At 51.2% G+C, this 25,702-nt stretch carries 22 protein-coding genes and 6 tRNA genes; 18 read left to right on the top strand and 10 right to left on the bottom strand.

Translation table 11 applies throughout. From position 1 onward, the window contains the following. Positions 1–148: 148 nt before the first annotated feature. A complete protein-coding gene (locus tag L2097_RS01010) occupies positions 149–1,846 on the top strand; it encodes a sensor histidine kinase (protein ID WP_047369378.1) in 1,698 nt (565 codons plus the stop codon). A 12-nt stretch (positions 1,847–1,858) separates the two neighbouring features. Continuing rightward, positions 1,859–2,587: a LytR/AlgR family response regulator transcription factor gene (locus tag L2097_RS01005; RefSeq protein ID WP_047369377.1), complete on the top strand. Its 729-nt coding sequence runs from the start codon at positions 1,859–1,861 to the stop codon at positions 2,585–2,587. Here L2097_RS01005 and glk read toward each other — a convergent pair. Next, positions 2,584–3,549 (bottom strand): glucokinase, encoded by a 966-nt coding sequence (gene glk, locus L2097_RS01000; protein WP_047369376.1) that lies wholly within the window; start codon positions 3,547–3,549, stop codon positions 2,584–2,586. The two genes, L2097_RS01005 and glk, sit on opposite strands and share 4 nt — an antisense overlap. Positions 3,550–3,753: 204 nt before the next feature. On the opposite strand from glk, the gene L2097_RS00995 reads away from it, so the two are divergent. The 3 genes from L2097_RS00995 (at position 3,754) to ypeC (ending at position 6,537) form a co-directional block, all read left to right on the top strand. Continuing rightward, on the top strand, positions 3,754–4,986 hold the full coding sequence (locus L2097_RS00995) for an ion channel protein (protein ID WP_085007636.1): 1,233 nt from the start codon (positions 3,754–3,756) through the stop codon (positions 4,984–4,986). A 106-nt stretch (positions 4,987–5,092) separates the two neighbouring features. Then, a complete protein-coding gene (gene mgrA, locus L2097_RS00990) occupies positions 5,093–6,091 on the top strand; it encodes an L-glyceraldehyde 3-phosphate reductase (RefSeq protein ID WP_250351954.1) in 999 nt (332 codons plus the stop codon). A 113-nt stretch (positions 6,092–6,204) separates the two neighbouring features. Continuing rightward, positions 6,205–6,537 (top strand): DUF2502 domain-containing protein YpeC, encoded by a 333-nt coding sequence (gene ypeC, locus L2097_RS00985; RefSeq protein ID WP_047369373.1) that lies wholly within the window; start codon positions 6,205–6,207, stop codon positions 6,535–6,537. 61 nt (positions 6,538–6,598) lie between these two features. On the opposite strand, the gene L2097_RS00980 is transcribed toward ypeC, so the two are convergent. Further along, the gene (locus L2097_RS00980) at positions 6,599–7,837 is read right to left on the bottom strand and encodes an Nramp family divalent metal transporter (RefSeq protein ID WP_047369372.1); all 1,239 of its coding nucleotides are present in this window, start codon (positions 7,835–7,837) and stop codon (positions 6,599–6,601) included. Positions 7,838–8,188: 351 nt separating this feature from the next. On the opposite strand from L2097_RS00980, the gene L2097_RS00975 reads away from it, so the two are divergent. Beyond that, the gene (locus tag L2097_RS00975) at positions 8,189–9,376 is read left to right on the top strand and encodes a NupC/NupG family nucleoside CNT transporter (protein ID WP_047369371.1); all 1,188 of its coding nucleotides are present in this window, start codon (positions 8,189–8,191) and stop codon (positions 9,374–9,376) included. A 27-nt stretch (positions 9,377–9,403) separates the two neighbouring features. Here L2097_RS00975 and L2097_RS00970 read toward each other — a convergent pair whose 3' ends face one another. The 3 genes from L2097_RS00970 to L2097_RS00960 form a co-directional block, all read right to left on the bottom strand. Continuing rightward, positions 9,404–11,605, bottom strand: a complete 2,202-nt coding sequence (locus tag L2097_RS00970) for a bifunctional diguanylate cyclase/phosphodiesterase (RefSeq protein ID WP_250351953.1) — start codon at positions 11,603–11,605, stop codon at positions 9,404–9,406. A gap of 213 nt (positions 11,606–11,818) precedes the next feature. After that, positions 11,819–11,894: transfer RNA gene (locus tag L2097_RS00965), tRNA-Ala, on the bottom strand. Positions 11,895–11,934: 40 nt separating this feature from the next. Beyond that, positions 11,935–12,010: transfer RNA gene (locus L2097_RS00960), tRNA-Ala, on the bottom strand. Positions 12,011–12,230: 220 nt separating this feature from the next. Here L2097_RS00960 and L2097_RS00955 point away from each other — a divergent pair. Both L2097_RS00955 and L2097_RS00950 read left to right on the top strand, forming a co-directional pair. After that, a complete protein-coding gene (locus L2097_RS00955; protein ID WP_047369369.1) occupies positions 12,231–12,593 on the top strand; it encodes a YfeC-like transcriptional regulator in 363 nt (120 codons plus the stop codon). 1 nt (position 12,594) lies between these two features. Beyond that, on the top strand, positions 12,595–12,990 hold the full coding sequence (locus L2097_RS00950) for a YfeC-like transcriptional regulator (protein WP_250351952.1): 396 nt from the start codon (positions 12,595–12,597) through the stop codon (positions 12,988–12,990). Positions 12,991–13,035: 45 nt separating this feature from the next. On the opposite strand, the gene gltX is transcribed toward L2097_RS00950, so the two are convergent. Then, positions 13,036–14,451, bottom strand: a complete 1,416-nt coding sequence (gene gltX, locus L2097_RS00945) for a glutamate--tRNA ligase (RefSeq protein ID WP_250351951.1) — start codon at positions 14,449–14,451, stop codon at positions 13,036–13,038. 258 nt (positions 14,452–14,709) lie between these two features. Here gltX and L2097_RS00940 point away from each other — a divergent pair. The 5 genes from L2097_RS00940 (at position 14,710) to L2097_RS00920 (ending at position 15,850) form a co-directional block, all read left to right on the top strand. Further along, a tRNA-Val gene (locus L2097_RS00940) sits at positions 14,710–14,785 on the top strand. Between the two features lie 44 nt (positions 14,786–14,829). Further along, a tRNA-Val gene (locus L2097_RS00935) sits at positions 14,830–14,905 on the top strand. 45 nt (positions 14,906–14,950) lie between these two features. Beyond that, positions 14,951–15,026, top strand: a tRNA-Val gene (locus L2097_RS00930). A gap of 4 nt (positions 15,027–15,030) precedes the next feature. Further along, positions 15,031–15,106 (top strand) — tRNA-Lys (locus tag L2097_RS00925). A gap of 360 nt (positions 15,107–15,466) precedes the next feature. Further along, a complete protein-coding gene (locus L2097_RS00920) occupies positions 15,467–15,850 on the top strand; it encodes a FlxA-like family protein (protein ID WP_047369366.1) in 384 nt (127 codons plus the stop codon). Here L2097_RS00920 and L2097_RS00915 read toward each other — a convergent pair. Further along, positions 15,841–16,770 (bottom strand): LysR family transcriptional regulator, encoded by a 930-nt coding sequence (locus L2097_RS00915; protein ID WP_047369365.1) that lies wholly within the window; start codon positions 16,768–16,770, stop codon positions 15,841–15,843. The two genes, L2097_RS00920 and L2097_RS00915, sit on opposite strands and share 10 nt — an antisense overlap. An 89-nt stretch (positions 16,771–16,859) precedes the next feature. On the opposite strand from L2097_RS00915, the gene L2097_RS00910 reads away from it, so the two are divergent. After that, the gene (locus tag L2097_RS00910) at positions 16,860–17,849 is read left to right on the top strand and encodes a bile acid:sodium symporter family protein (protein WP_047369364.1); all 990 of its coding nucleotides are present in this window, start codon (positions 16,860–16,862) and stop codon (positions 17,847–17,849) included. Here L2097_RS00910 and L2097_RS00905 read toward each other — a convergent pair. The 3 genes from L2097_RS00905 to zipA form a co-directional block, all read right to left on the bottom strand. After that, entirely contained in the window at positions 17,846–18,061 is a 216-nt protein-coding gene (locus tag L2097_RS00905) for a DUF3820 family protein (protein WP_085005471.1), read from the bottom strand. The two genes, L2097_RS00910 and L2097_RS00905, sit on opposite strands and share 4 nt — an antisense overlap. After that, complete coding sequence (gene ligA / locus L2097_RS00900; protein ID WP_250351950.1) at positions 18,062–20,077, bottom strand: NAD-dependent DNA ligase LigA; 2,016 nt, start codon at positions 20,075–20,077, stop codon at positions 18,062–18,064. It abuts the gene before it with no gap. A gap of 72 nt (positions 20,078–20,149) precedes the next feature. Beyond that, positions 20,150–21,145 carry a cell division protein ZipA gene (zipA, locus tag L2097_RS00895; RefSeq protein ID WP_250351949.1) on the bottom strand — a complete coding sequence of 332 codons (996 nt, stop codon included), beginning with the start codon at positions 21,143–21,145 and terminating at the stop codon, positions 20,150–20,152. Positions 21,146–21,375: 230 nt separating this feature from the next. Between zipA and cysZ the strand changes: the two genes are divergently transcribed. The 4 genes from cysZ (at position 21,376) to ptsI (ending at position 25,662) form a co-directional block, all read left to right on the top strand. Next, entirely contained in the window at positions 21,376–22,137 is a 762-nt protein-coding gene (cysZ, locus tag L2097_RS00890; protein WP_047369360.1) for a sulfate transporter CysZ, read from the top strand. Positions 22,138–22,278: 141 nt separating this feature from the next. Further along, positions 22,279–23,250, top strand: coding sequence for a cysteine synthase A (cysK, locus tag L2097_RS00885; protein ID WP_047369359.1), 972 nt, complete (start codon positions 22,279–22,281; stop codon positions 23,248–23,250). A 382-nt stretch (positions 23,251–23,632) separates the two neighbouring features. Next, the gene (gene ptsH / locus L2097_RS00880; protein ID WP_039079738.1) at positions 23,633–23,890 is read left to right on the top strand and encodes a phosphocarrier protein Hpr; all 258 of its coding nucleotides are present in this window, start codon (positions 23,633–23,635) and stop codon (positions 23,888–23,890) included. Between the two features lie 44 nt (positions 23,891–23,934). Beyond that, a complete protein-coding gene (gene ptsI, locus L2097_RS00875) occupies positions 23,935–25,662 on the top strand; it encodes a phosphoenolpyruvate-protein phosphotransferase PtsI (RefSeq protein WP_085005468.1) in 1,728 nt (575 codons plus the stop codon). Positions 25,663–25,702 lie beyond the last annotated feature (40 nt).

Below are 25,702 nucleotides of genomic sequence, written 5' to 3'. Positions count from 1 at the left end.
TTCACATGTGGCGAAACATCTTTCGATTGATATCAATCCCCTTTTAGGGAATAGGTTTTTCCTCATTGCCAAATGCACGCACCTGACTGGTCATTGGTGGCGATGTTTTTTATCATAGCTTTTTCACGCCTTTTACATGAGCGTTCTCGTGCACGAAATATTCAACATGCTGCTGGCGGTATTTGATCGCGCGGCGCTGATGCTGATCTGCCTTTTTTTCCTGATCCGCATCCGCCTGTTCCGCGAGCTGCTGCATAAAACGGCGCATACGCCAAAAGAGTTACTCGCCGTTACGGCTATCTTCTCAATGTTTGCGCTGTTCAGCACATGGTCCGGCGTACCGGTCGAAGGCTCGCTGGTGAATGTGCGTATCATTGCCGTGATGTCCGGCGGCATCTTATTTGGCCCCTGGGTGGGCATCATTACCGGGGTGATCGCCGGGATACATCGCTACCTGATTGATATCGGTGGCGTCACCGCCGTACCTTGCCTTATTACCAGCATTATTGCCGGTGTTCTTTCCGGCTGGATAAACCGCAAGATCCCTAAGCAAAAGCACTGGAGCGTGGGCATCATCGCCGGGATGGTGTGCGAAACCCTGACCATGACGCTGGTGGTCCTTTGGGCGCCGACGACCGCACTTGGTCTGGATATCGTGTCGAAAATTGGCGTACCGATGATTTTGGGCAGCGTCTGTGTGGGCTTTATCGTTTTGCTGGTACAAAGCGTGGAAGGTGAAAAAGAAGCCATTGCCGGACGTCAGGCCAAACTGGCGCTGGATATCGCCAATAAAACCCTGCCGCTGTTTCGCAATGTAAATAGCGAATCCCTGCGTCAGGTGTGCGACATCATTCGCCGCGATATTAATGCCGACGCCGTAGCCATCACTAACGCCGACCATGTACTGGCCTATGTTGGCGTGGGAGAAGACAACTACCGGGACAGTGACGATATCATCAGCCCAACGACACGTCAGGCGATTGATACCGGGGAGATCATCATTAAAAACAATGATGAAGCCCACAGAACACCGCAGATCCACTCGATGCTAGTGATCCCGCTATGGGAAAAGGGGATCGTCACTGGCACGCTTAAAATTTACTATTGTCACGCGCATCAAATCACCTCTTCATTGCAGGATATGGCGGTTGGTCTGTCGCAAATTATCTCCACACAACTGGAGGTTTCCCGTGCCGAACAGCTACGCGAGATGGCCAATAAAGCGGAACTGCGCGCATTGCAAAGCAAGATCAACCCACATTTTCTGTTTAACGCCCTCAATGCTATCTCCTCCTCTATCCGTCTTAACCCGGACACCGCCCGTCAGTTGATTTTCAATCTGTCTCGCTACCTGCGCTACAACATTGAATTAAAAGACGATGAGCAGATTGATATCAAAAAAGAGCTCTATCAAATCAAAGACTATATCGCCATTGAACAGGCCCGTTTTGGCGACAAGTTGACGGTTATTTATGACATTGACGAAGAGGTGAGCTGCGTCATTCCCAGCCTGCTGATTCAGCCCCTGGTAGAAAATGCCATCGTTCATGGTATTCAGCCCTGTAAGGGAAAAGGGGTGGTAACCATCAGCGTGGCGGAATGCGGCAATCGCGTGCGTATTGCCGTACGCGATACGGGGAACGGTATTGCGCCCGAGATGATTGCCCGCGTGGAAGCCGATGAAATGCCTGGCAATAAAATCGGTTTGCTCAATGTCCACCAGCGTGTGAAGTTACTGTATGGCGAAGGGCTGCATATCCGTCGGCTGACGCCCGGTACGGAGATTGCGTTTTATGTGCCCCTGCACACCATACCTGTGACCTCGCCGGCCACGCTGTTGCCTTAACGGGAGAAGTGAATGAAGGTCATCATTGTTGAAGATGAAATCCTGGCGCAACAGGAGTTGAGCTGGCTTATCAAAACGCACAGCCAGATGGACATTGTAGGTACATTTGAGGACGGTCTCGACGTGCTGAAATATTTACAGCACAACAAAGTCGACGCCATTTTTCTCGATATCAATATTCCCTCTCTGGACGGCGTCCTGCTGGCACAGAACATTAGCCAGTTCGCCCATAAACCCTTTATCGTGTTCATTACTGCCTGGAAAGAACATGCGGTAGAGGCATTCGAACTGGAAGCGTTTGACTATATTCTCAAACCTTACCAGGAATCTCGCATTATCAGTATGTTGCAAAAGCTGGAAACGGCCTGGCAGCAACAAACCGGCAGCAGCGCGAGCCCTGCCCCACGGGAAAATGCGACCATCAATCTGGTGAAGGATGAGCGCATTATCGTCACCAGTATTCATGATATCTATTACGCAGAAGCACATGAAAAGATGACGTTTGTCTACACCAAACGTGAATCCTATGTCATGCCGATGAATATTACGGAATTTTGCAGCAAGCTCCCGGCGGCGCACTTTTTCCGCTGCCATCGCTCCTACTGCGTCAATCTGGATAAAATTCGCGAAATTGAGCCCTGGTTCAACAACACCTATATCGTGCGGCTGAGAGACCTTGATTTCCAGGTGCCTGTCAGCCGCAGTAGGGTAAAAGAGTTCAGGCAGTTAATGCATCTTTAGAGATAATATCCCAGCGACTGACGCAGGTGCGCGCCGGCGCCCAGCAGGCCGGGATTATCGTGAGTAATCAGGAAGACCGGGATGTCCTGAACGTAGGATTTGAAACGCCCTTTATCTTCAAAACCGCCGCGGAAACCGGAGGCGGTGAAGAAATCCAGGAAACGCGGAACGATCCCTCCGGCGATATAAACACCGCCGAACGTACCGAGATTCAGCGCCAGGTTACCGCCGAAACGCCCCATAATGACACAAAACAGCGACAGCGCGCGGCGACAGTCGATGCAGGTATCAGCCAGAGCACGCTCGGTTACATCTTTAGGCTGCAGGTTCTCCGGCAGTCGTCCGTCCGATTTCACAATCGCGCGGTAGAGATTTACCAGCCCCGGACCGGACAGCACACGTTCGGCAGAAACATGGCCGATCTCCGCGCGCAGCTCTTCCAGAATGATGCCCTCTTCTTCGCTGTTCGGCGCAAAATCTACGTGTCCGCCTTCACCCGGCAGACTGACCCAGCGCTTATCGACATGCACCAGATGCGCCACGCCAAGGCCCGTGCCCGCGCCATATACCGCGATAGGTTTGCCTTCAACCGGCTCACCACCGCCGAACTGGGTCAGGTGCTCTTGTTTCAGCATCGGCACCGCCATAGAAACAGCGGTGAAATCGTTAATGATTTCCAGATGCGCGAAGCCAAGGTTTTTTTTCATCTCAACGATAGAGAAGGCCCAGGTATGGTTGGTCATCGCCACCCAGTCACCGGTAACTGGACAAGCAATGGCGATACAGCCATCTTTTACATCTGCCTTATGCTCATCGAGGTACACGCGTACCACCGCCTCAAGGCTGGGATAATCAAGGCCGGAATAGGTTTTGGCCCGGGAGATCTCTCCGCTACTGAGATCGCAGAGCGCTAAGCGTGCGTTCGTGCCGCCCACGTCCCCTACTAAAGCATATTTTGTCATTCTTTTACGGCTCCGCTAAAGTCAGAATAAATCTTTGGCACACTGTAAATTCAAGGCGCTGTAACGACAACGAACATAGCATGAGTGCCCCGGGATTATCGATCTTCGTCACAAATTAACATTATGGTTTCAGCAAGGTTTGCACTCAGCGGATATTTTCCACGAGTGTGCTGTGACCCTGTGCTCCGTTAAAAGGAAATGAACATGCTCCATCCGCGAGCCAGAACGATGCTGCTGCTGGCGCTTCCCGCGCTGATTATCGGCGTCGCATCCAGTCTGGTGTTATTGCTGATCATGAAAGTTGCCGCCGTTCTGCAATTGATTCTCTGGAATGGGCTGCCTTATCGTCTGGGGTTAACCCCTGACTCCCCTTTCTGGGTGATCATGATGCTGACCCTGACCGGTCTGGCGGTCGGCCTTGTTATTCGTTACAGCGCCGGACACGGCGGTCCGGATCCGGCAACCGAGCCGCTGATTGGCGCACCGGTGCAGATCTCTGCCCTGCCTGGCTTGCTGGTTGCCCTGGTGCTTGGCCTGGCCGGTGGGGTGAGCCTTGGACCGGAGCATCCTGTTATGGTGCTTAATATCGCGCTTGCTGTTGCGCTCGGTGGAAAATTATTCCCGCGTGTAGCCCCCCTCGACTGGACTATTCTCGCGTCTGCCGGAACGATTGGCGCGCTGTTCGGCACGCCCGTGGCAGCCGCGCTGATTTTCTCCCAGACGCTAAATTCAAGCACGGATCTGCCGCTGTGGGATCGCCTTTTCGCCCCGCTGATGGCCGCCGCCGCGGGTGCCCTGACCACCGGGCTATTTTTCCATCCACATTTCGCTCTGCCTGTTGCGCATTATCCGCAGATGCATCTGGTGGATATCATCAGCGGTGCGGTCGTCTGCGCCATCGCCATTGCGCTGGGGATGGTGGCGGTCTGGTGCCTGCCGCGTTTGCATCAACTCATGCATCGCCTGAAAAGCCCTGTACTGATGCTTGGAATCGGCGGCTTTATTCTGGGCGTGCTTGGCGTGATTGGCGGCAATATCACCCTGTTTAAAGGGCTGGATGAAATGCAGCAAATGGCATTTTCACAGACCTTTAGCGTGACCGATTACCTGCTGTTCGCGGTAATAAAACTGGCGGCGCTGGTGGTGGCTGCGGCCTGTGGTTTTCGCGGGGGCCGCATCTTCCCGGCGGTATTTGTCGGTGTCGCTCTCGGCCTGATGCTGCATGAACACGTCGACGCCGTCCCGGCAGCGATCACTATCTCCTGTGCCATTCTCGGCATGGTGCTGGTCGTCACACGCGACGCCTGGCTGAGCCTGTTTATGGCGGCGGCCGTCGTGCCGGATACCAGTCTGCTGCCATTGCTGTGCATTGTGATGCTACCCGCCTGGCTGCTGCTGGCTGGCAAGCCCGTCATGATCGCCCCACGCAAAAAATAGTGCGTAACGGCAGAATTTAACAGAGGGAATCAGCGAGAACCGACAAGCTGGTGTAAGCTCGAAGGCCATTTGTGTAAACGTATACACTGACATTAAGGGCATATGTATGGTTTATCTGGCCTCCGGGGATCGCTATCAGAAAATGGAATTTCGCCGCTGCGGTGACAGTGGCCTTAAGCTTCCGGCTATCTCACTTGGGCTGTGGCATAACTTTGGCGACGCCACGCTCATTGAAAATAGCCGTCAGTTACTCAGACATGCTTTCGACCTGGGGATAACCCATTTCGATATTGCCAATAACTACGGGCCGCCTCCCGGCTCTGCCGAACGCAATTTTGGTCGTCTGCTACAAGAAGATTTTTTGCCCTACCGGGATGAACTGATCATCTCCACCAAAGCAGGCTATACCATGTGGGATGGCCCCTATGGCGACTGGGGTTCACGCAAATATCTGATTGCCAGCCTCGATCAAAGCCTGCGCCGGATGGGGCTGGATTATGTCGATATCTTTTATCACCATCGTCCGGACCCTGAAACGCCGCTAAAAGAGACCATGCGCGCACTGGATCATATTGTCCGCCAGGGCAAAGCGCTGTATGTCGGCTTGTCGAATTACCCGGCCGATCTGGCGCGCGAGGCCATCGGAATACTCAACGATCTGGGTACGCCCTGCCTTATCCATCAGCCCAAATATTCTCTGTTCGAGCGTTGGGTAGAAGACGAACTGCTGACGGTACTGCAACAAGCGGGCGTCGGCAGCATTGCGTTTTCACCGCTGGCAGGCGGACAACTTACCGACCGCTACCTGAATGGAATTCCGGCAGATTCACGTGCCGCCAGCGGCAGCCGCTTCCTCAACCCCGATCAGATTACGGATGAAAAACTGGTCAAAGTCCGCAAACTTAACGATCTTGCGATTAGGCGTGGGCAAAAATTATCGCAAATGGCGCTGGCCTGGGTTCTGCGCGGAGATAAGGTGACCTCTGTGCTGATTGGCGCCAGTAAAACCAGCCAGCTTGACGATGCCGTCGGTATGCTGGCCAATCGCCAGTTTAACGACGCGGAATGTGCCGAGATTGACGCCATCCTGAATAGCGTAAAATAGCAGCACTTTTAGCAAAAAGTGCTGTCATTACGCATTTAGGAGTTCCGCCGAAGATGCGGACATAAACGTTACATAATATTGCTGCAACAGACCCGATCGTGAAGGAGAAAACTATGTTCAGGTCACTGATTCTCGCAGCAGTATTAATGGCATGTGCCCCGCTGGTCGCTAACGCTGGCGAAATAACACTGCTGCCTTCTGTAAAATTGCAAATTGGCGATCGCGACAATTACGGCAATTACTGGGACGGCGGTCGCTGGCGTGACCGCGACTACTGGCATCGTAACTACGAATGGCGTGACCATCGCTGGCGTATGCATGACCGTGGCTGGCACCGTGGCTGGGATAAGCGTGACGCTTACGAACGCGGTTACCGCGAAGGCTGGAATGATCGCGATGACCGTCGCGGTCCGGGACGTGGTCACGGCCATGGTCACTGGCGTTAATAAACAGGCTGTCAGTAAAAAGGAGCGCATGCGCTCCTTTTTCTTTGACACCATTTCAGGTTTACACCCCTAAGGCGGTTCCCACCAGCAGCCAGCCATTTAACGCTACAACCAGGATAACAATCAGCCAGCCAACGCGTTTGATGGTTGGCGTATTCACCAGTTCGCCCATTAACGCGCGGTCACTGGTAAACATCAGCAGTGGTACCAGCGCCAGGGCGATGCCGAAACTGAGCAGTACCTGGCTCATCACCAGAATGCGCGTAGGATCAAGCCCCATCAGGATAACGACAAACGAGGGCATCATAGTGATAGTCCGACGTACCCATAATGGAATGTGGAAACGCACAAACCCCTGCATCACCACCTGACCGGCGAGCGTCCCTACCACGGTGGAGGAAAGTCCGGCAGCCACCAGGCTGAGTCCAAACACGGTTGCTGCCGCATGGCTCAGCAACGGTTCAAGCGTTAAATAAGCTTCATCCAAATCGGCAATGCCGGTATGTCCATTGAAGTGAAATGCCGCAGCGGCCGTCGCCATCATCGCCAGATTGACAAAACCGGCGATGGTCATCGCGATGCCCACATCCCACTTCGTCGCGGAATACCGCTCGCGGCGCGTTCCTTCATGCAGATACTGGGTCAATGAAGAGTGAAGGTAAATCACGTGCGGCATAATAGTCGCGCCTAATACACCGGCGGCAAGGAACACCGCTTCGGTACCCGGCAGGGTTGGAATGAAGATGCCTTTACTGAGCGGCGCCAGTTCAGGACGAGAGAAAACCAACTCAACAATATAGGCCGCAGCAACAAACAGCAGCAGTCCGCCAATGACTTTTTCCAGCGGTTTCTGCCCGCGGCGTTGCAACATCAAAATTAAAAAAGTGGCAATCCCGGTTAATACGGCGCCTTGCAGCAGCGACACGCCGAGGATAAGTTTAAAACCGATGGCGGCGCCGATAAACTCGGCGAGGTCGGTGGCCATGGCGATAATTTCCGCCTGAACCCAGTAGAACCAGACTAAAGGACGCGGGTAATGGTCGCGAATTTGTTCCGCGAGGTTCTTACCCGTAGCAATCCCCAATTTTGCTGACAGCAGTTGGATCAGCATAGCCATCAGGTTTGCCCAGACAACCACCCACAGCAACTGGTAACCGAAACTGGCCCCGGCCTGAATGTTAGTGGCGAAGTTGCCCGGATCGATATATCCGATCGCCGCAATGAACGCAGGTCCCATTAACGCGAGCCTTAACTTGCGCGCTGTACGCCCACTGCTACTCTCAACGCGACTGTTGTTCATTTATTGCCCCTAAATATAGCCTTTGCTATGTTTCATGCTACCAAAATGAGAATGATTATCAAGTTCATTTAGAGTAGATTCTATTGATTTATTCGATAGACAGAAACGATGACGGGCCGGCTGTTTTTAAGACTGGGACAGTGAGATGCAAATCACACCGTCTTGTTAAGAGTCTAGCATTTCAGTGCAACTTTTCACTCTTTTACTTAACATAACAGAAATGTATGGTGGATCACTATTTTTGAGTCTGGTCACAGGTCATTAATATACTGTGTGTTTGATCTCGTTTTCTTTCCGCTTGTTACATAGAATGTGCACGAAAATTCTACCCGTCTCATATTTGGAGCAAATATGTCCCGCGTTCTGCACTTTGTTCTGGCGCTTGCTGTTGTCGCGTTGCTTGCATTACTTGTAAGCAGTGACCGCAAAAAAATCCGCCTTCGCTTCGTTGTCCAACTGCTCGTGATCGAAGTCTTGCTGGCCTGGTTCTTCCTGAACTCTGACGTGGGTCTGGGTTTTGTGAAAGGCTTCTCCGAGATGTTTGAAAAACTGCTCGGATTTGCCAATGAAGGGACAAACTTCGTCTTCGGCAAAATGAATGATCAAGGTCTGGCATTCTTCTTCCTGAAAGTACTCTGCCCGATTGTCTTCATTTCTGCGCTGATTGGTATCCTGCAACATATCCGCTTACTGCCCATTATTATCCGTGCTATCGGTACCGTCCTGTCCAAAGTCAACGGTATGGGCAAACTGGAATCATTTAACGCAGTCAGCTCCTTGATTCTGGGTCAGTCTGAAAACTTCATCGCTTATAAAGATATCCTCGGCAAAATGTCACGCAACCGCATGTACACCATGGCGGCAACCGCGATGTCTACCGTTTCGATGTCAATCGTTGGCGCGTACATGACCATGCTGCAGCCGAAATATGTGGTCGCAGCCCTGGTTCTGAATATGTTCAGCACCTTTATCGTGCTGTCACTGATCAACCCGTACCGTGTCGATGAGAGTGAAGAAAATCTGCAGATGTCTAACCTGCATGAAGGACAGAGCTTCTTCGAAATGCTGGGTGAGTACATTCTGGCAGGTTTCAAAGTCGCGATTATCGTTGCAGCGATGCTGATCGGCTTTATTGCGCTGATTTCTGGTCTGAACGCTCTGTTTGCTGCCATTCTTGGCATCTCCTTCCAGGGGATTCTGGGCTACATCTTCTACCCAATTGCCTGGGTAATGGGTGTACCGTCGTCAGAAGCACTGCAGGTGGGGAGTATCATGGCAACCAAACTGGTATCCAATGAATTCGTGGCCATGATGGATCTGCAGAAAATCGCATCCACCCTGTCTCCGCGTGCGGAAGGCATTCTGTCCGTCTTCCTGGTTTCCTTCGCTAACTTCTCCTCTATCGGTATTATCGCAGGTGCGATCAAAGGCCTGAACGAAGAGCAAGGTAACGTTGTATCCCGCTTCGGTCTGAAACTGGTTTATGGTTCAACGCTGGTGAGCGTCCTGTCCGCTTCTATCGCGGCACTGGTACTGTAATTCAGATAAACCGGGGGCAACCCCGGTTTATTCCTTCCCGACGGCAGCTAACGGCTGCGGTTTCCCCAGCAAGTATCCCTGCAGATAATCCACCCCGGCATTCAACAGCAAAGCGCGCTGTTCCTGCGTTTCGACATATTCAGCAACCACCGTCAAAGACTTCGCTTTTGCCAGATCGCAAATCGACTTCACAATCATCGCATCCTGCGGGTCGTGGGCGATATCCCGCACAAAGCACCCATCAATTTTGATGATATCCGCCTCCAGACGCTTTAAGCGCTCGAAATTGGCAAACCCTGTACCGAAGTCGTCAATGGCGATTTTGAACCCGGCCTGACGCAGTTGCTGAATGTTCTGCACGCTATATTCCGAATGTGAAAACGCCTGCTCCTCAGTGATTTCAATAATGATCTCGCGGGTAGAAATCGCGTAATCCTTAAAAAGCCCGAGCAATTTCTCGGCAAAATGTTTTTGCATCAGCGTCAATGGCATCAGATTTACTGAGAAACGCTGACGAGGTTCAGTACGGGACTGCGGGTTTGCCTGCATCCATTGCAACAGGGTTTCGATAACCTGCATATCGAAGCGGGTGCTGAGATTAAACTGTGCAATCACCGGAATGAAGTGCGCAGGGTTCATCACGTCTCCATCACTAACCAGACGCGTGAGGATTTCATGGTAACCCTCCCCCTGTGCGTCAAGGATGGGTTGGGCATACAGTTGCAGTGAGCACTCATCCAGCGCACGTTTAACTTTATTGAGCAATATTACACGCTCGGTCATCTGATCAGACACGACGTCGAGGCTATGGGTCAACGCCAGCGCCTGGGGGGTGGTACAAGCCTGTTCAGAGAGCCAGCTCAACTGCCCTAACATAGGGTGCAATGTTTCCCCGGCTCCGTTAACGTCTCCCCATGAGGCGCCGAACTCGACATCAAGGGCGGTATTTTGCCAGTGAAACCGCTGGCTATTGAGGTAATCCAGCATGTGCTGCAAGCGGTCAGCAGCCTGCGAGCCTTCAAGTACCAGTAATAATTCACTACCAGGCAACTGGAACAATAACTCCGTGGGCTGTAATAATGGGCGCAATGCATGCGTGACGCTTCGCTTGAAATAGATACGCATCATCATTCCGTAATGTCGGCTTAAAAATTCCAGATTTTTCATATGAAAACAGCAAATAGTCTGATTCTTATTTTTCTCCAGATGCAATTCCAGCGCGCGTAGATTAGGTAAACCGGTTAATGGGTCAGTTAATGCCTGCGCCCTCCAGCGTTTTCTGATCCATACGCTACGATGATATACACGGGTCATATAGATTAAACAGATGGTAAAACAGATCAGTACCGACATAACAAACGCCAGCGAGTATTCCGTGTTAACACCATGCAGAAAATTGCGGTTACAGGCGGCCAGCACAAAGGCAGATATCGCCCAACTCAGCATAATGAGCGGATAACTTAATTTGCTGATACCTAACGTAAAGAGAATAAAAATAAGCGGAACAAGATACCCTGCGACAAAGTCGGAATGATAAGGTGCACACAAAATTGTAAGAATCGATATCAGTGAGGACACCCATAGTGAAATGAATAATCTTCTCTTTTTTGAAAAGCAGGGTTTCAGGCTTTTACGCCAAAATATGCGCCCATAATGCGGACTGACAATCATCCTTAATGGATAATAAAACATCATCGTGAAAATCAGCGAAGCGCAGATAAGACTTTGAATATCAACAATAGAATAGACTACAGACGCGGAACCAAAGTAACTCGACAGGTAGACCGGAAACGCAAACCATTTACCCGCTAAATACATCGAAAATTTTATTCCTGCCGGGGCGACAAATCCCATCCAGAAAATACGCAGCGCCATATTTTTATTCGGAATGCCATAACGCCAGCGTATACCTATCTTCCAGCGGACCATAGCACATACGGCAAACACCGGAAAAGTCTGGCAAAAAAGCAGTATAACAGCCTGATTAAATGGCAGAGATAATAGCCATTCGTTAACAATAGCAAAGCTGATAATAATTGGCAGAATAGCGTGACGGCCAAATAACAACATCATCGCAAGCGTAACACTTAACGGAAGCCAGGCGAGATAAACATAGTTCGAATCTATAATTGCACGCGGAGAGATATAACGAGACACCGGCACCGCAATTAGGCACAAAATAAACGCAACAATAAATTTTTGGATACTTATGTATATTTTAGATTTCATTGTCGTTAATAAACTGATCTCACCTGCTCATTTTTTATCAGGCACGAATAATATGTTTATTCGCAGCGCGAAGCAAGGAATAACACCGCTGTATACCGTACTATGCCGATAGCATTAATAAATCCAAAAGGTCTGACTAAACCTGAAAAGGATTTACATGAGGAGACAAAAACAGAAAATAAAAAACCCCCGCCGTAGCGAGGGTTCAAATTTTGGTGGAGCTAAGCGGGATCGAACCGCTGACCTCTTGCATGCCATGCAAGCGCTCTCCCAGCTGAGCTATAGCCCCACAATGTTCTTTACGCACCAAACCACCTGGGTGGAGAATTTGGTGGAGCTAAGCGGGATCGAACCGCTGACCTCTTGCATGCCATGCAAGCGCTCTCCCAGCTGAGCTATAGCCCCATCGCGTAAAGCGTGTCGTGTTGACGGGCGGCATAATATGAATTCCCTCGCCAGGTGTCAACGGCAAAATCATCAGGTCGCAATCAATCGCTGAAAAAGCATGCAAATGAAAGACATTGCGAAACATCTCGCAGCCAGTAGTTAAACATGTCACATTTTCGCATAAAATGATGCTATAACATTATTCACTAATTATCCCTACAACCACTCTGGAAATAACATGCTCAAGGAACGAATGACCCCGGAAGAGCTTGCGCAGCTTACCGGCTACAGCCGCCAGACCATCAACAAATGGGTGCGAAAAGAAGGCTGGGTCACCTCCCCTAAACCAGGCGTACAAGGTGGAAAAGCCCGGCTGGTGCATGTTAATGAGCAAGTTCGTGAATTTATCCGCAATGCCCAACGCTCCGCCCAGGAAATAACTTACTCCCCTCTTAACGCTAAAGACCCTACTCTGGAAACACTGCTTCTGACGCTGGCCAAAGAGATGACCATGCCCGAGCAGAAACAGCTTTCCTCTTTGTTACTTCGCGACGGCATTAGCGGTTTGCTGTCTCGTCTGGGTATTCGTGAACAGAAATAAGATGAAACTACCTGATAAAATGACGACTGAGGAATTGGCGGATTTTCTCGGCGTGGCAAAACAGACGGTTAATCGTTGGATCCGCGAGCAAAAATGGTCCACAGAGAATTTGCCCGGGGTCAAAGGCGGTCGCGCGCGTCTCATTCATATCGATAAGAACGTTCGTCATTTCATTATGAAAACACCCACCATGCGTCAACGCCACGCACCGGCCACGTTGGCTGAACCCTTTCCACAATATGAAGCTGATAAACAGACCTCAGCGCTGCTGAAAATTAATGGTGTGTTGCAAAACATGACACCGCATGAACAAGAACGGCTGGCGGTATTACTCGCGCGCGAAGGCATTCAGGGTTTTCTGCGAAGGCTGGGCATTACAGCGATAGATGCGGAGTAAAAAAACGGCAGGTTAACCCTGCCGTTTTCGTTTTGATGTGTCGTCTTACTGCTGGCTTTCGCGCTCAGCAATAAAAGTCAGCGCCTTGTTGATACGCTCAATGCTACGAGATTTACCAATCGCATGTACGGTAACATCCAGTGCGGGAGACTGACCCGCCCCTGTTACGGCAACGCGCAGAGGCATACCGACTTTCCCCATACCAACTTCCAGCTCATCAGCCGTTGCCTGGATCGCGTGGTGTACATTTTCCGCAGTCCAGTCCGTCAGCGCGGCGAGTTTATCACGCACCACTTCCAGCGGTTGACGCGCGACCGGACGCAGATGTTTTTTCGCCGCATCGGCATCAAACTCCGCGAAATCTTCGTAGAAATAACGGCAGCTTGCCGCAATTTCTTTCAGCGTTTTGCAACGCTCACCCAGCAGTTTCACCAGATCCGCCAGTTGCGGACCATTACGGGTATCAATTTTTTCCTGCTCAATGTGCCACTGCAGATGGGTCGCCACATACTCAGGCGCCAGCGTGTTGATATAGTGGTGGTTCAGCCACAGCAGTTTGTCAGTATTAAACGCACTCGCAGATTTACTCACCGCGCCAAGTGAGAACAGTTTAATCATCTCTTCACGGGAGAAAATCTCCTGATCGCCGCTGGACCAACCAAGGCGTACAAGATAGTTCAGTAGCGCTTCCGGCAGGTATCCATCATCGCGATATTGCATCACGCTGACTGCGCCATGACGTTTGGAGAGTTTTTTACCGTCGTCACCGTTAATCATGGAAACGTGCGCATAAACCGGCACCGGCGCATTCAACGCTTTCAGGATGTTGATCTGACGCGGCGTGTTGTTGATATGGTCTTCACCACGAATAACGTGCGTAATCTGCATATCCCAGTCGTCGACAACTACGCAGAAGTTATAGGTCGGAGATCCGTCCGTACGACGAATGATCAGATCGTCGAGTTCCTGATTGCTGAATTCGATCGACCCGCGGATCTGGTCGTCAAAAATAACGGAACCGTCCTGCGGGTTGGCAAAACGCACCACGCAAGGCTCATCAGCAGCATGTTCGCGATGATCGTGACGGCAGCGACCGTCATAACGCGGTTTTTCGTTATTCGCCATTTGCTCTTCACGCAAAGCTTCAAGGCGCTCTTTGGAACAGTAGCATTTATAAGCCGTGCCGGCTTCCAGCATCTCATCGATAACCGCGTTATAGCGATCAAAACGTTTGGTCTGAAAATACGGACCTTCATCCCATTCCAGATTCAGCCAGTTCATGCCATCCATGATGGCTTCAATAGCTTCTGGCGTTGAGCGCTCAAGATCGGTGTCTTCAATACGCAGCACAAACTCACCATTGTGGTTACGTGCAAAAAGCCAGGAGTAAAGAGCAGTACGCGCGCCGCCGACATGCAGATAGCCAGTCGGGCTTGGCGCGAAGCGAGTTTTGATTTTCATGAAAAGGCCTTACGTTTGATAAAAATGCCGACAACCGGCAAATCCTGGAAAATTGAGGTCGCAATATTCTATCACTGTGGGGTGATTCCTCAATGTTGTTGCCGCAATCACCCGCTTCTATGTGTATTTTGTATATAAATCATGCGCCCACGCCTGATTCAACAGCGGTTTGTTTAATTTTACGACGAACGAACAATTTCTTTTGAAAATGCGTTGACTCATTTTCAACTCTCCCTATAATGCGACTCCACACAGCGGGGGTGATTAGCTCAGCTGGGAGAGCACCTCCCTTACAAGGAGGGGGTCGGCGGTTCGATCCCGTCATCACCCACCACTACTTAGGTAGTCTCCGCCGTGTAATGTAAGAAATTGAGAAGTGGGTGATTAGCTCAGCTGGGAGAGCACCTCCCTTACAAGGAGGGGGTCGGCGGTTCGATCCCGTCATCACCCACCACTTTCTCGCCAGCTGGATTTCTTACAACAAATGAAGTACCGAAGTGGGTGATTAGCTCAGCTGGGAGAGCACCTCCCTTACAAGGAGGGGGTCGGCGGTTCGATCCCGTCATCACCCACCACTTCGGGTCGTTAGCTCAGTTGGTAGAGCAGTTGACTTTTAATCAATTGGTCGCAGGTTCGAATCCTGCACGACCCACCAATGTAAAAAAGCGCCCTAAAGGCGCTTTTTTGCTTTCTGCAATATAAAAGATTCAACCCTACGCTACCGCATTCTTTTCTTTCCGTTCCGCTGAGCAGGAAGAATAAGCAAATCGTTAAATCCGTACACGTGACTCAACAATAACCCCGCAAAAACAACAGAAAAGCAGTCAATAAAACTGACTTATCCCACACAGTAAAAACAATAAAATTATTAAATTCTCTGCAGGCAGGACTGACAACGTTTTCCATAATTTATACTCAATGTGAAGATATAATGTCTTGAGCGCGGCACGGATCCGCCTATTCCAGCGGTACTTTTCACCATTAATGGTGTTTTGGGCAAGAAGAGGAGAGAAACATGACAACAATTCAGGCAACCACATCGACGGTGATTTCCAGCAGCATCAGCGGTGGTAACAGCAGCACCAGTAGCACTGGCAGCTCGTCTTCCTCGGGCAGCGATATCGCTTCGCAAATCAGTAACATCACCCAGCAAATCTCTAAATTGACTCAGCAATTGAAAGATCTTGCGACATCGGGCAGTGCCGATACCGACAGTCAGAAACAAAGGGAACTGCTACAGGCTGAGATCAAGCAGCTACAGGCACAATTGGCCCAGCTGCAGTACAAACAGGCAGAGGAAGCGCAGAAAAAAGCTGATGAAAAACAGACCCAGTCCACTGCTAAAGCAGAAGGTGTGAACACCCCTTCTGACAGCAACCAGATCGATATTTACATCTGATTAAACAGCGGATCTTCTTCGCGGGCCTGGGTCAAACACCGGGCCTGTTCACGCACCACATCCCATAAAGCCTGCGCGGCGCCTGAAAGAGAGCGATTTTTTCGCTGCACCAGCATGATCTTCCGCTGAATCTCTGGTTTTAAGCGTTTCACACACAATTGGCTCCCCTGTGGCAACGGTAACGCCAGTGCGGGCATAATGCTGATGCCAATCCCCGCCTCCACCATTGGAAACAGTGTGGCCGGGTGCCCTATCTCCTGAACGATAGTGGCCGTAATACCAAATTGTGCCAGAGCGGCATCAATTAATGGGCGGCTGCCAGAAGCGTAGTCCTGAACCACGAGACGTGAATCTTGCAGTGCAGACCAGGGTATATTTTGCAAAGTCGCCCAGGCGTGATCCTGACGACAAAGCAAAAAGAATGGCTCTTCAAGGATCTCTTCGCACTGCAAATCACTCACCGGACCGGGATCGATAACGATGCCAAAGTCAACTTCACCATGGCGGATACTCTCCAGTACCCACTGTTGGGGTCGATCATGCAGCATAAAATCGATCTCGGGATAGAGACGATTACTCTGCGCAATACATTGCGGGATCAAATGTGCCGAAATCGTCTGACTTGCCGCAACGCGCACGGTGCCGGACAATTGCTGACCCACGCGTCCTGCGTCACGCAATGTGTTATTCAGTTCATCAAGTAATCTTTCCAGTCTGGCTGCGAGCTGCTGCCCGGCTTCTGTCAACACCACTTCGCGGGTAGTACGATCGAGTAAGCGGACACCTGTCTGCAGCTCCAGCTCTTTCACACTGTGGCTTACCGCCGATTGGCTCAACCCTATGATATCCCCCGCCCGACTAAAACTCCTGGCGTGCGCGACCGTGACAAAAACACGAAGTTGACGTAATGAATAATTCATCTAATAAATTCATATATGGATGCAATAAATCAATTTTATTTCTCAAAACAAAAAACGCAAACTGTTGGCACCGAATTTCTGGAGCGCTTATGAAACTTTTTCGTGTCCTTGACCCTTTTACACTGACGCTGGTGTGCACCGTTCTGCTGGCCACGTTCTTCCCGGCCCGTGGCGGCTTTGTTCCCTTTTTTGAGGGGCTGACTACCGCAGCCATAGCGTTACTGTTTTTTATGCATGGCGCGAAACTGTCTCGTGAAGCGATCATCGCCGGGGGTAGCCATTGGCGACTGCACCTGTGGGTGATGTGCAGCACATTCATTTTATTTCCCGCCTTAGGGGTACTCTTTGTCTGGTGGTCCCCCGTCAATGTGAGCCAGGAACTCTACACCGGTTTCCTTTATCTGTGCATTCTGCCGGCAACCGTGCAATCGGCTATTGCGTTTACCTCGCTTGCCGGGGGAAATGTCGCAGCCGCGGTCTGTTCCGCCTCTGCCTCCAGCCTGTTAGGCATTTTCCTCTCCCCGCTGCTGGTTGGTCTGTTAATGAATCTGCATGGGGCTGAAGGGAGCCTGGAACAGGTTGGCAAAATTATGTTGCAACTGTTGCTGCCATTTGTCCTTGGGCATCTGTCGCGTCGTTGGACGGGTGCATGGGTAGCACGTAATAAGAAGTGGATTTCGAAAACCGACCAGACATCCATTCTGCTGGTAGTCTATTCTGCGTTTAGCGAAGCTGTCGTTAATGGGATCTGGCACAAGGTAGGCGTAGGTTCATTGCTGTTTATCGTGGTGTTTAGCATTGTTCTGTTGGCGATTGTTATCGCTATTAATATCTTCGCGGCCCGCAAGCTCGGGTTTAATAAAGCGGACGAAATTACCATCGTGTTCTGCGGCTCCAAGAAAAGTCTGGCCAACGGTATCCCGATGGCCAACATTCTGTTCCCGACATCAGTGATTGGGATGATGGTGCTGCCGCTGATGATTTTCCATCAGATTCAACTGATGGTCTGTGCGGTGCTGGCACGCCGCTACAAACGCCAGACAGAAAAACTGCAGGCGCAGGAAACGGCTAAAGCCTAACGGCGTTTCAGGGGCTGCACCAGATGCGTCAGCCCCTCCGTTTTAATCAGCAAAGCCAGCTGCATAAGTTCGCCCAGATGCCCGGCAGGAAACGAATCCTTACGGGCAAACCACAGCAGGTACTCCTCGGGTAAATCAATCAGCTTACGTCCCTGATACTTCCCGAATGGCATCTCTGTGTTCGCAATCTCAATGAGCTGTTCTTTTTCCATTTATACACCCAGCAGTCGTAACATTTCCGCTTCATCAATCACCGCAATGCCCAACTCCTGCGCTTTCGCCAGCTTAGAACCTGCGGCTTCACCGGCGATAACCAGATCCGTCTTTTTCGATACGCTGCCCGCCACTTTCGCGCCAAGCTCCACCAGCCGGGCTTTGGCATCATCGCGGGACATCTGACTGAGACTACCGGTCAGCACCACGGTTTTACCAGCAAACGGGCTATCTATCTCTTCGGCGTTGATGACGACCGGCGCAGGCCAGCGGACCCCCTCTGCCAGCAATTGACCGATCACATCGCGATTGCTCTCTTCGGCAAAAAAGTTAAAGACATGCGCCGCGACAACTTTGCCTACATCGGGTACTTTTTGCAGCTCCTCAATAGAAGCCGCCTCCAGCGCCTCCAGCGTACCGAAATACGCCGCAAGCCCTGCCGCTGTGGCTTCACCAACTTCACGGATGCCCAGCGCGTACAGGAAGCGGGCAAAGGTGGTCTCTTTTGCGTTTTCTAACGCTGTTACCACGTTTTGCGCTGATTTTGGTCCCATACGATCCAGGCCGGTAAGCTTACCTGCCGTCAGACGGAAAAGATCGGCAGGAGTATGGACATACTCTTTCTCTACCAGTTGGTCGATTATCTTATCGCCCATTCCATCAACATCCATCGCCCGGCGGGAGACAAAATGTTTCAGCGCCTCTTTGCGTTGTGCCCCGCAAATCAGGCCCCCTGTGCAACGAGTAACCGCTTCGCCTTCCACGCGCTCTACATCCGAGCCACACACAGGACAGTGAGTTGGAAATTCAATTTCCCGGGTGCCCTCCGGACGCTCAGACTCCACCACATTGACCACCTGGGGAATCACATCACCCGCGCGACGAATCACAACTTTGTCGCCAATGCGCAGACCAAGACGGGCGATTTCATCTGCATTGTGCAACGTGGCATTACTCACCAGCACACCGGCGACATGTACCGGCTCCAGCCGTGCCACTGGCGTAATCGCCCCCGTGCGCCCTACCTGAAATTCGACATCACGAACAAACGTCATCTGCTCCTGAGCCGGGAATTTGAACGCCACGGCCCAACGCGGCGCGCGAGCAACGAAACCAAGCTGTTCCTGGAGCGCCAGTGAATTGACCTTAATGACCACGCCATCAATATCAAAGCCCAGCGTAGGGCGGTCCTCTTCAACCTTGTGATAAAAAGCCAGCACCGCCTCTGGCGAGTCACACAGTGTCACCCTGTCGCTTACCGGTAACCCCCACTCTTTAAAGCGCAGCAAGCGTCCAAGATGCGTATCCGGCAGATCACCGCCTTCAAGTACGCCCACACCGTAACAAAAGAAAGTAAGTGGTCGCTTCGCCGTTATACGCGGGTCAAGCTGGCGCAGGGAGCCAGCGGCCGCATTACGTGGGTTAGCAAATACTTTGCCGCCGGTGCGACGCGCTTCTTCGTTAATTTTTTCAAACCCGGCCTGAGGCAAGAAAACCTCGCCACGCACTTCCACACGCGCCGGTATATTGTCGCCATGAAGTTTCAACGGAATGGCACGGATCGTACGTACGTTGGTGGTAATGTCCTCACCGGTCGTGCCATCGCCTCGCGTTGCGGCACGCACCAGGACGCCGTTTTCATAGAGGATACTGACAGCCAGCCCGTCAAGTTTCAGCTCGCAACAGTAGATGAGTGCATCGGTACTTTTCAGTCGATCCTGAACGCGTTTGTTGAAAGCAATAAAACTCTGCTCATCAAAGACGTTATCAAGCGACAACATCGGGATTTCATGGCGCACCTGGCTAAATGAGGCCAGCGGCGCGGCCCCAACACGCTGTGTGGGCGAATCCGGCGTGATGAGTTCAGGATGCTGCGCTTCAAGTTCGCGCAGTTCACGCAACAGCCTGTCATATTCCGCATCCGGGATCTCAGGCGTATCCATGACATGATAAAGATATTCGTGATGGCGAAGAGTGGTTCGTAGTTCGGTGAGTTGTTGTTCGATTGATTCCATGTCGCACCATCAATGATAAAAAACCCCCGACGGGCGGGGGTTCTGGGAGAATTAACGAGGTAACCGCAGCCGTTACGCGTTTGCGTCCCGGACTTCACGAATTCTGTCCTGATACTCACGCAACTTCTGCGGGGTCATCATGCGACGCTGGTCATCGAGCACTACACCGCCAACTTCATCGGCGATGTACTGCGCGGCTTGCAGCATCAGTTTAAAGTTTTGCAGCTCGTCGCCGTAGGATGGCACTTGCATAAACATGGTGATACCAGGCGTGGTTATCTCACTCATGCGCTCTGGATCAAATGTTCCTGGGTTCACCATATTGGCCAGGCTGAACAGCGTAGGTCCGCTGCCGTCAGGGCTGAGATGGCGATGGAAAATGCTCATGTCACCAAATTTAAAGCCAACCTGCTGAATGCTGTTGAGCAATAGCTCGCCTTGCAACACGCTTCCCTGATGCGCCGCGACGTTCATAATAATGACCGTCTCTTTCCGCTGCGGTTTTTCCACAACCGGGACTTCTTCACTATGCTCGGGTTCAGGCTCAGGCTGTGCGACAGGCTCGTGATGCGACGGTGCTGCTGATGTAAACACGGGTTGCTGAGGCTGTGTATGCGCCGGTGCTCCATGCTGAGTAAACTCGCGCTCACGCGGCTCCTGAACAGGCTGCGTCGGTTCTCCCTGCGGTGCTCGCTGTACTGGCTGAGCAGGCTGTTGCACATGACGCTCTTCATGCTGGGCAGGTGCAGTTGCGCGAGGCTGCGCCGACGCGTATGGAGGTTGATACTGATGCTGTGGTTGTTGACGCGGAGCCTCAGGTTCGCTTCCCGCTTTCGGCGGCGCGTTTACCCGATGAACGCGGACTTCGCCCACGCTGTCGTCATCTTCTTCGACATCCTCGTCGTAAGCGTCATCGTCGTCATCACGTCGCGACTTCATACGTTTTAACGGTCGATCGCGGAACATTGAGGAACGTTCTTTACGACTGGTCCAGAAACCGTGAACCAGTAAAGCGATTATGGCGATCGCGCCAACAATGATTAATATCAGACGCAAGTCCTGCATCATTATATTCTCTGTTGTTCTAACACCTTGCCAACACGGCAAACATTTACTCACTAAGAGTATTTGCCGATTACGTCAAGTGCAAGTGTACACATGCCTTTCACAGCATAAAGATGAACGAAATTGTGCTTTTTGCTGTTTTTTCGAACATTTCCGAACGGGTTTTTTCACCTGCGAACAGATAATATAGGTTTTTGCTTTTCTGGCTGTAATAAAAGGAGTATTGCCCGGCTATGGTTTCCTCTTCCCCAACCTCATCACGCAGCGGCGTTTTTTATTTTTCTCAAGGCTGGAAGCTCATCACGCTGCCGGGTATTCGCCGTTTCGTGATTTTACCGCTTCTGGTCAATATCATATTGATGGGGGGCGCGTTTGCCTGGTTATTTACCCGCCTTGATAGCTGGATCCCCGCGCTCATGAGCCATGTACCTGGTTGGCTACAATGGCTAAGTTATTTACTTTGGCCCATTGCGGTGATTTCAATCTTACTGGTGTTTAGCTATTTCTTCTCCACGATTGCCAACTGGATTGCCGCGCCGTTCAATGGCCTGCTCGCCGAACAGCTTGAGGCTCGCTTAACCGGCGCGACGCCACCGGATGCTGGCGTGACCGCCATCATTAAAGATATCCCGCGCATTATGAAGCGTGAATGGCAAAAGCTTGCCTGGTATCTGCCGCGCGCGATCGTTTTATTGCTGCTCTATTTCATTCCGGGTATCGGTCAGACCGTCGCGCCTGTGTTGTGGTTTTTGTTCAGCGCCTGGATGCTGGCCATCCAGTACTGCGATTACCCGTTTGATAACCACAAGGTGCCGTTCAAAGAGATGCGTGTCGCGTTGCGGACACGTAAGGTCACGAATATGCAGTTTGGCGCACTTACCAGCCTGTTCACTCTGATTCCCGTGTTGAATCTGGTTGTAATGCCCGTCGCCGTCTGCGGCGCAACGGCAATGTGGGTCGACTGTTATCGCGAAAAGAATGCCGCATGGCGCTAAAGGAATTATTCCGGTTCTTATTCCATACTGGTTACCATTATTTCGGCTCAGCATATAGATATGCGAATTCCTTACTTCCCCGGGGACAGTAAGTGGGTATGCTGGGGTGGTTCCCAAATTTCATACAGTTAAGGACAGGCCATGAGTAAGATTTTTGAAGATAACTCGCTGACTATCGGTCACACGCCGCTGGTTCGACTGAACCGCATCGGTAATGGACGCATCCTGGCAAAGGTAGAATCCCGTAACCCGAGCTTCAGCGTTAAATGCCGTATCGGTGCCAATATGATTTGGGATGCCGAAAAACGCGGCGTGCTGAAACCGGGTATTGAACTGGTTGAACCGACCAGTGGTAACACCGGTATCGCACTGGCGTATGTTGCTGCAGCGCGCGGTTATAAATTGACCCTGACGATGCCGGAAACGATGAGCATCGAACGCCGTAAACTGCTTAAAGCGCTGGGCGCGAATCTGGTGCTGACCGAAGGCGCGAAAGGCATGAAAGGCGCTATTCAAAAAGCAGAAGAAATCGTCGCCAGCGATCCGTCTAAATATCTGCTGCTGCAGCAATTCAGCAACCCGGCTAATCCGGAAATTCATGAAAAAACCACCGGCCCGGAAATCTGGGAAGATACCGACGGTCAGGTGGATGTATTTATCTCTGGCGTGGGCACCGGCGGTACGCTGACAGGCGTGTCTCGCTATATTAAAGGCACAAAAGGCAAATCAGACCTGATCACCGTCGCGGTTGAACCGTCCGACTCCCCGGTTATCTCCCAGGCGCTGGCGGGTGAAGAACTGAAACCGGGCCCGCACAAAATCCAGGGGATTGGCGCAGGCTTCATTCCGGGTAACCTCGATTTAAAACTGATCGATAAAGTGGTGAAAATCACCAACGATGAAGCGATCAGTACTGCACGCCGTCTGATGGAAGAAGAAGGTATACTTGCAGGTATCTCTTCCGGTGCTGCCGTCGCTGCTGCACTGAAATTACAGGAAGACGAAACCTTTACTAACAAGAATATTGTGGTTATCCTGCCGTCCTCTGGTGAACGTTATTTGAGCACCGCGTTGTTTGCCGATCTGTTCACTGAAAAAGAACTGCAACAGTGATGCCAGAATGTTAAAACAGCGCAAAAAAGCACCTGAGAAGGTGCTTTTTTGTGGAGCACATCAAAGTTTCACCCCTCCTGGCATTGATTAGACTCCTCGGGTCTGGTATTTAACCATCACATTTATTTTGATGCGCGAAATTAATCGGTTTCCGATTTCACGAAGCTGAATCGATTTTATGATTTGGTTCAATTCTCGCTTTCGCTGCATAATGTTTAATGACGTGCGAAACGTCAAAGGCCAGAAGCGCCAGCACCGGATCGTGTTTTCCACGCTTCTGAGTCGTATACCGTAACGCCGGCGCTAACGATACAGGCTAAAGTCCAGCCGCCAGGCTAGACTTTAGTTCCACAACACTAAACCTATAAGTTGGGGAAATACAATGTTCCAGCAAGAAGTTACCATTACCGCTCCGAACGGTCTGCACACCCGCCCTGCTGCTCAGTTTGTTAAAGAAGCAAAAGGCTTCACTTCTGAGATCACTGTGACTTCCAATGGCAAAAGCGCCAGCGCAAAAAGCCTGTTTAAACTGCAAACTCTGGGCCTGACTCAGGGTACCGTTGTGACGTTAACCGCAGAAGGCGAAGACGAACAAAAAGCAGTTGAACATCTGGTTAAACTGATGGCAGAACTCGAGTAATTTTCCGGGTTCTTTTAAAAATCAGTCACAAGTAAGGTAGGGTTATGATTTCAGGCATTTTAGCATCCCCGGGTATCGCTTTTGGCAAAGCACTTCTGCTGAAAGAAGACGAGATCGTCATTGACCGGAAAAAAATTTCTGCCGATAAGGTTGACCAGGAAGTTGAACGTTTCCTGAGCGGTCGTGCCAAGGCATCAGCGCAGCTTGAAGCGATCAAAACGAAAGCTGGCGAAACTTTCGGTGAAGAAAAAGAAGCCATCTTCGAAGGCCACATTATGTTGCTCGAAGATGAGGAGCTGGAGCAGGAAATCATAGCCCTGATTAAAGATAAGCACATGACTGCCGACGCGGCGGCTCATGAAGTTATCGAAGGTCAGGCGACTGCCCTTGAAGAGCTGGACGATGAATACCTGAAAGAACGTGCGGCTGACGTACGTGATATCGGTAAACGTCTGCTGCGCAATATTCTTTGCATGCCTATCATCGACCTGAGCGCCATTCAGGACGAAGTGATTCTGGTTGCTGCTGACCTGACCCCGTCAGAAACCGCACAGTTGAACCTGAACAAAGTCCTCGGTTTCATTACTGACATGGGCGGTCGTACTTCCCACACCTCTATCATGGCGCGTTCTCTGGAACTGCCTGCGATTGTGGGTACCGGCAGCGTCACCGCTCAGGTAAAAAACGACGACTATCTGATTCTCGATGCGGTTAATAACAAAGTGTATGTTAACCCGACCGAAGAAGAAGTTGAGACGCTGCGCAGTACGCAGGCTCAGGTAGCCGAAGAGAAAGCCGAACTGGCTAAACTGAAAGACCTGCCAGCCATCACGCTGGACGGCCACCAGGTAGAAGTCTGTGCCAACATCGGTACCGTGCGCGACGTCGCAGGCGCTGAGCGTAACGGCGCGGAAGGTGTTGGTCTCTACCGTACCGAATTCCTGTTCATGGACCGCGAGTCTCTGCCGACTGAAGAAGAACAGTTTGCTGCATACAAAGCGGTGGCGGAAGCCTGTGGTTCTCAGGCCGTAATCGTGCGTACCATGGACATTGGCGGCGACAAAGAGCTGCCATATATGAATTTCCCGAAAGAAGAAAACCCGTTCCTGGGCTGGCGTGCAGTGCGTATCGCCATGGATCGCAAAGAGATCCTGCGCGACCAGGTACGTGCGATTCTGCGTGCTTCCGCTTTCGGTAAACTGCGCATCATGTTCCCGATGATCATCTCTGTTGAAGAAGTGCGCGCACTGAAAAAAGAGATCGAAATCTACAAACAGGAACTGCGTGACGAAGGCAAAGCCTTTGACGAGACAATCGAAGTTGGCGTGATGGTCGAAACCCCTGCCGCCGCCACAATTGCTCGTCATTTAGCCAAAGAAGTTGATTTCTTTAGTATCGGTACCAATGATTTAACGCAGTACACTCTGGCAGTTGACCGTGGTAATGATATGATTTCACATCTTTACCAGCCGATGTCGCCGTCTGTACTGACTCTCATCAAGCAAGTTATTGATGCATCTCATGCAGAAGGTAAGTGGACCGGTATGTGTGGTGAGCTTGCAGGCGACGAACGTGCTACACTTCTGTTGCTGGGGATGGGTCTGGATGAATTCAGTATGAGTGCCATTTCTATCCCGCGCATTAAGAAGATTATTCGTAATACTAACTTCGAAGATGCGAAGGTTTTAGCAGAGCAGGCTCTTGCCCAACCGACAACGGACGAGTTAATGACGCTGGTTAACAAGTTCATTGAAGAAAAAACAATCTGCTAATCCACGAGATGCGGCCCAAATTACTGCTTAGGAGAAGATC

It is taken from the genome of Citrobacter sp. MNAZ 1397, assembly GCF_023613995.1.
Taxonomy (GTDB): Bacteria; Pseudomonadota; Gammaproteobacteria; order Enterobacterales; family Enterobacteriaceae; genus Phytobacter; species Phytobacter ursingii.
This window is presented reverse-complemented; position numbering and strand designations above follow the sequence as displayed.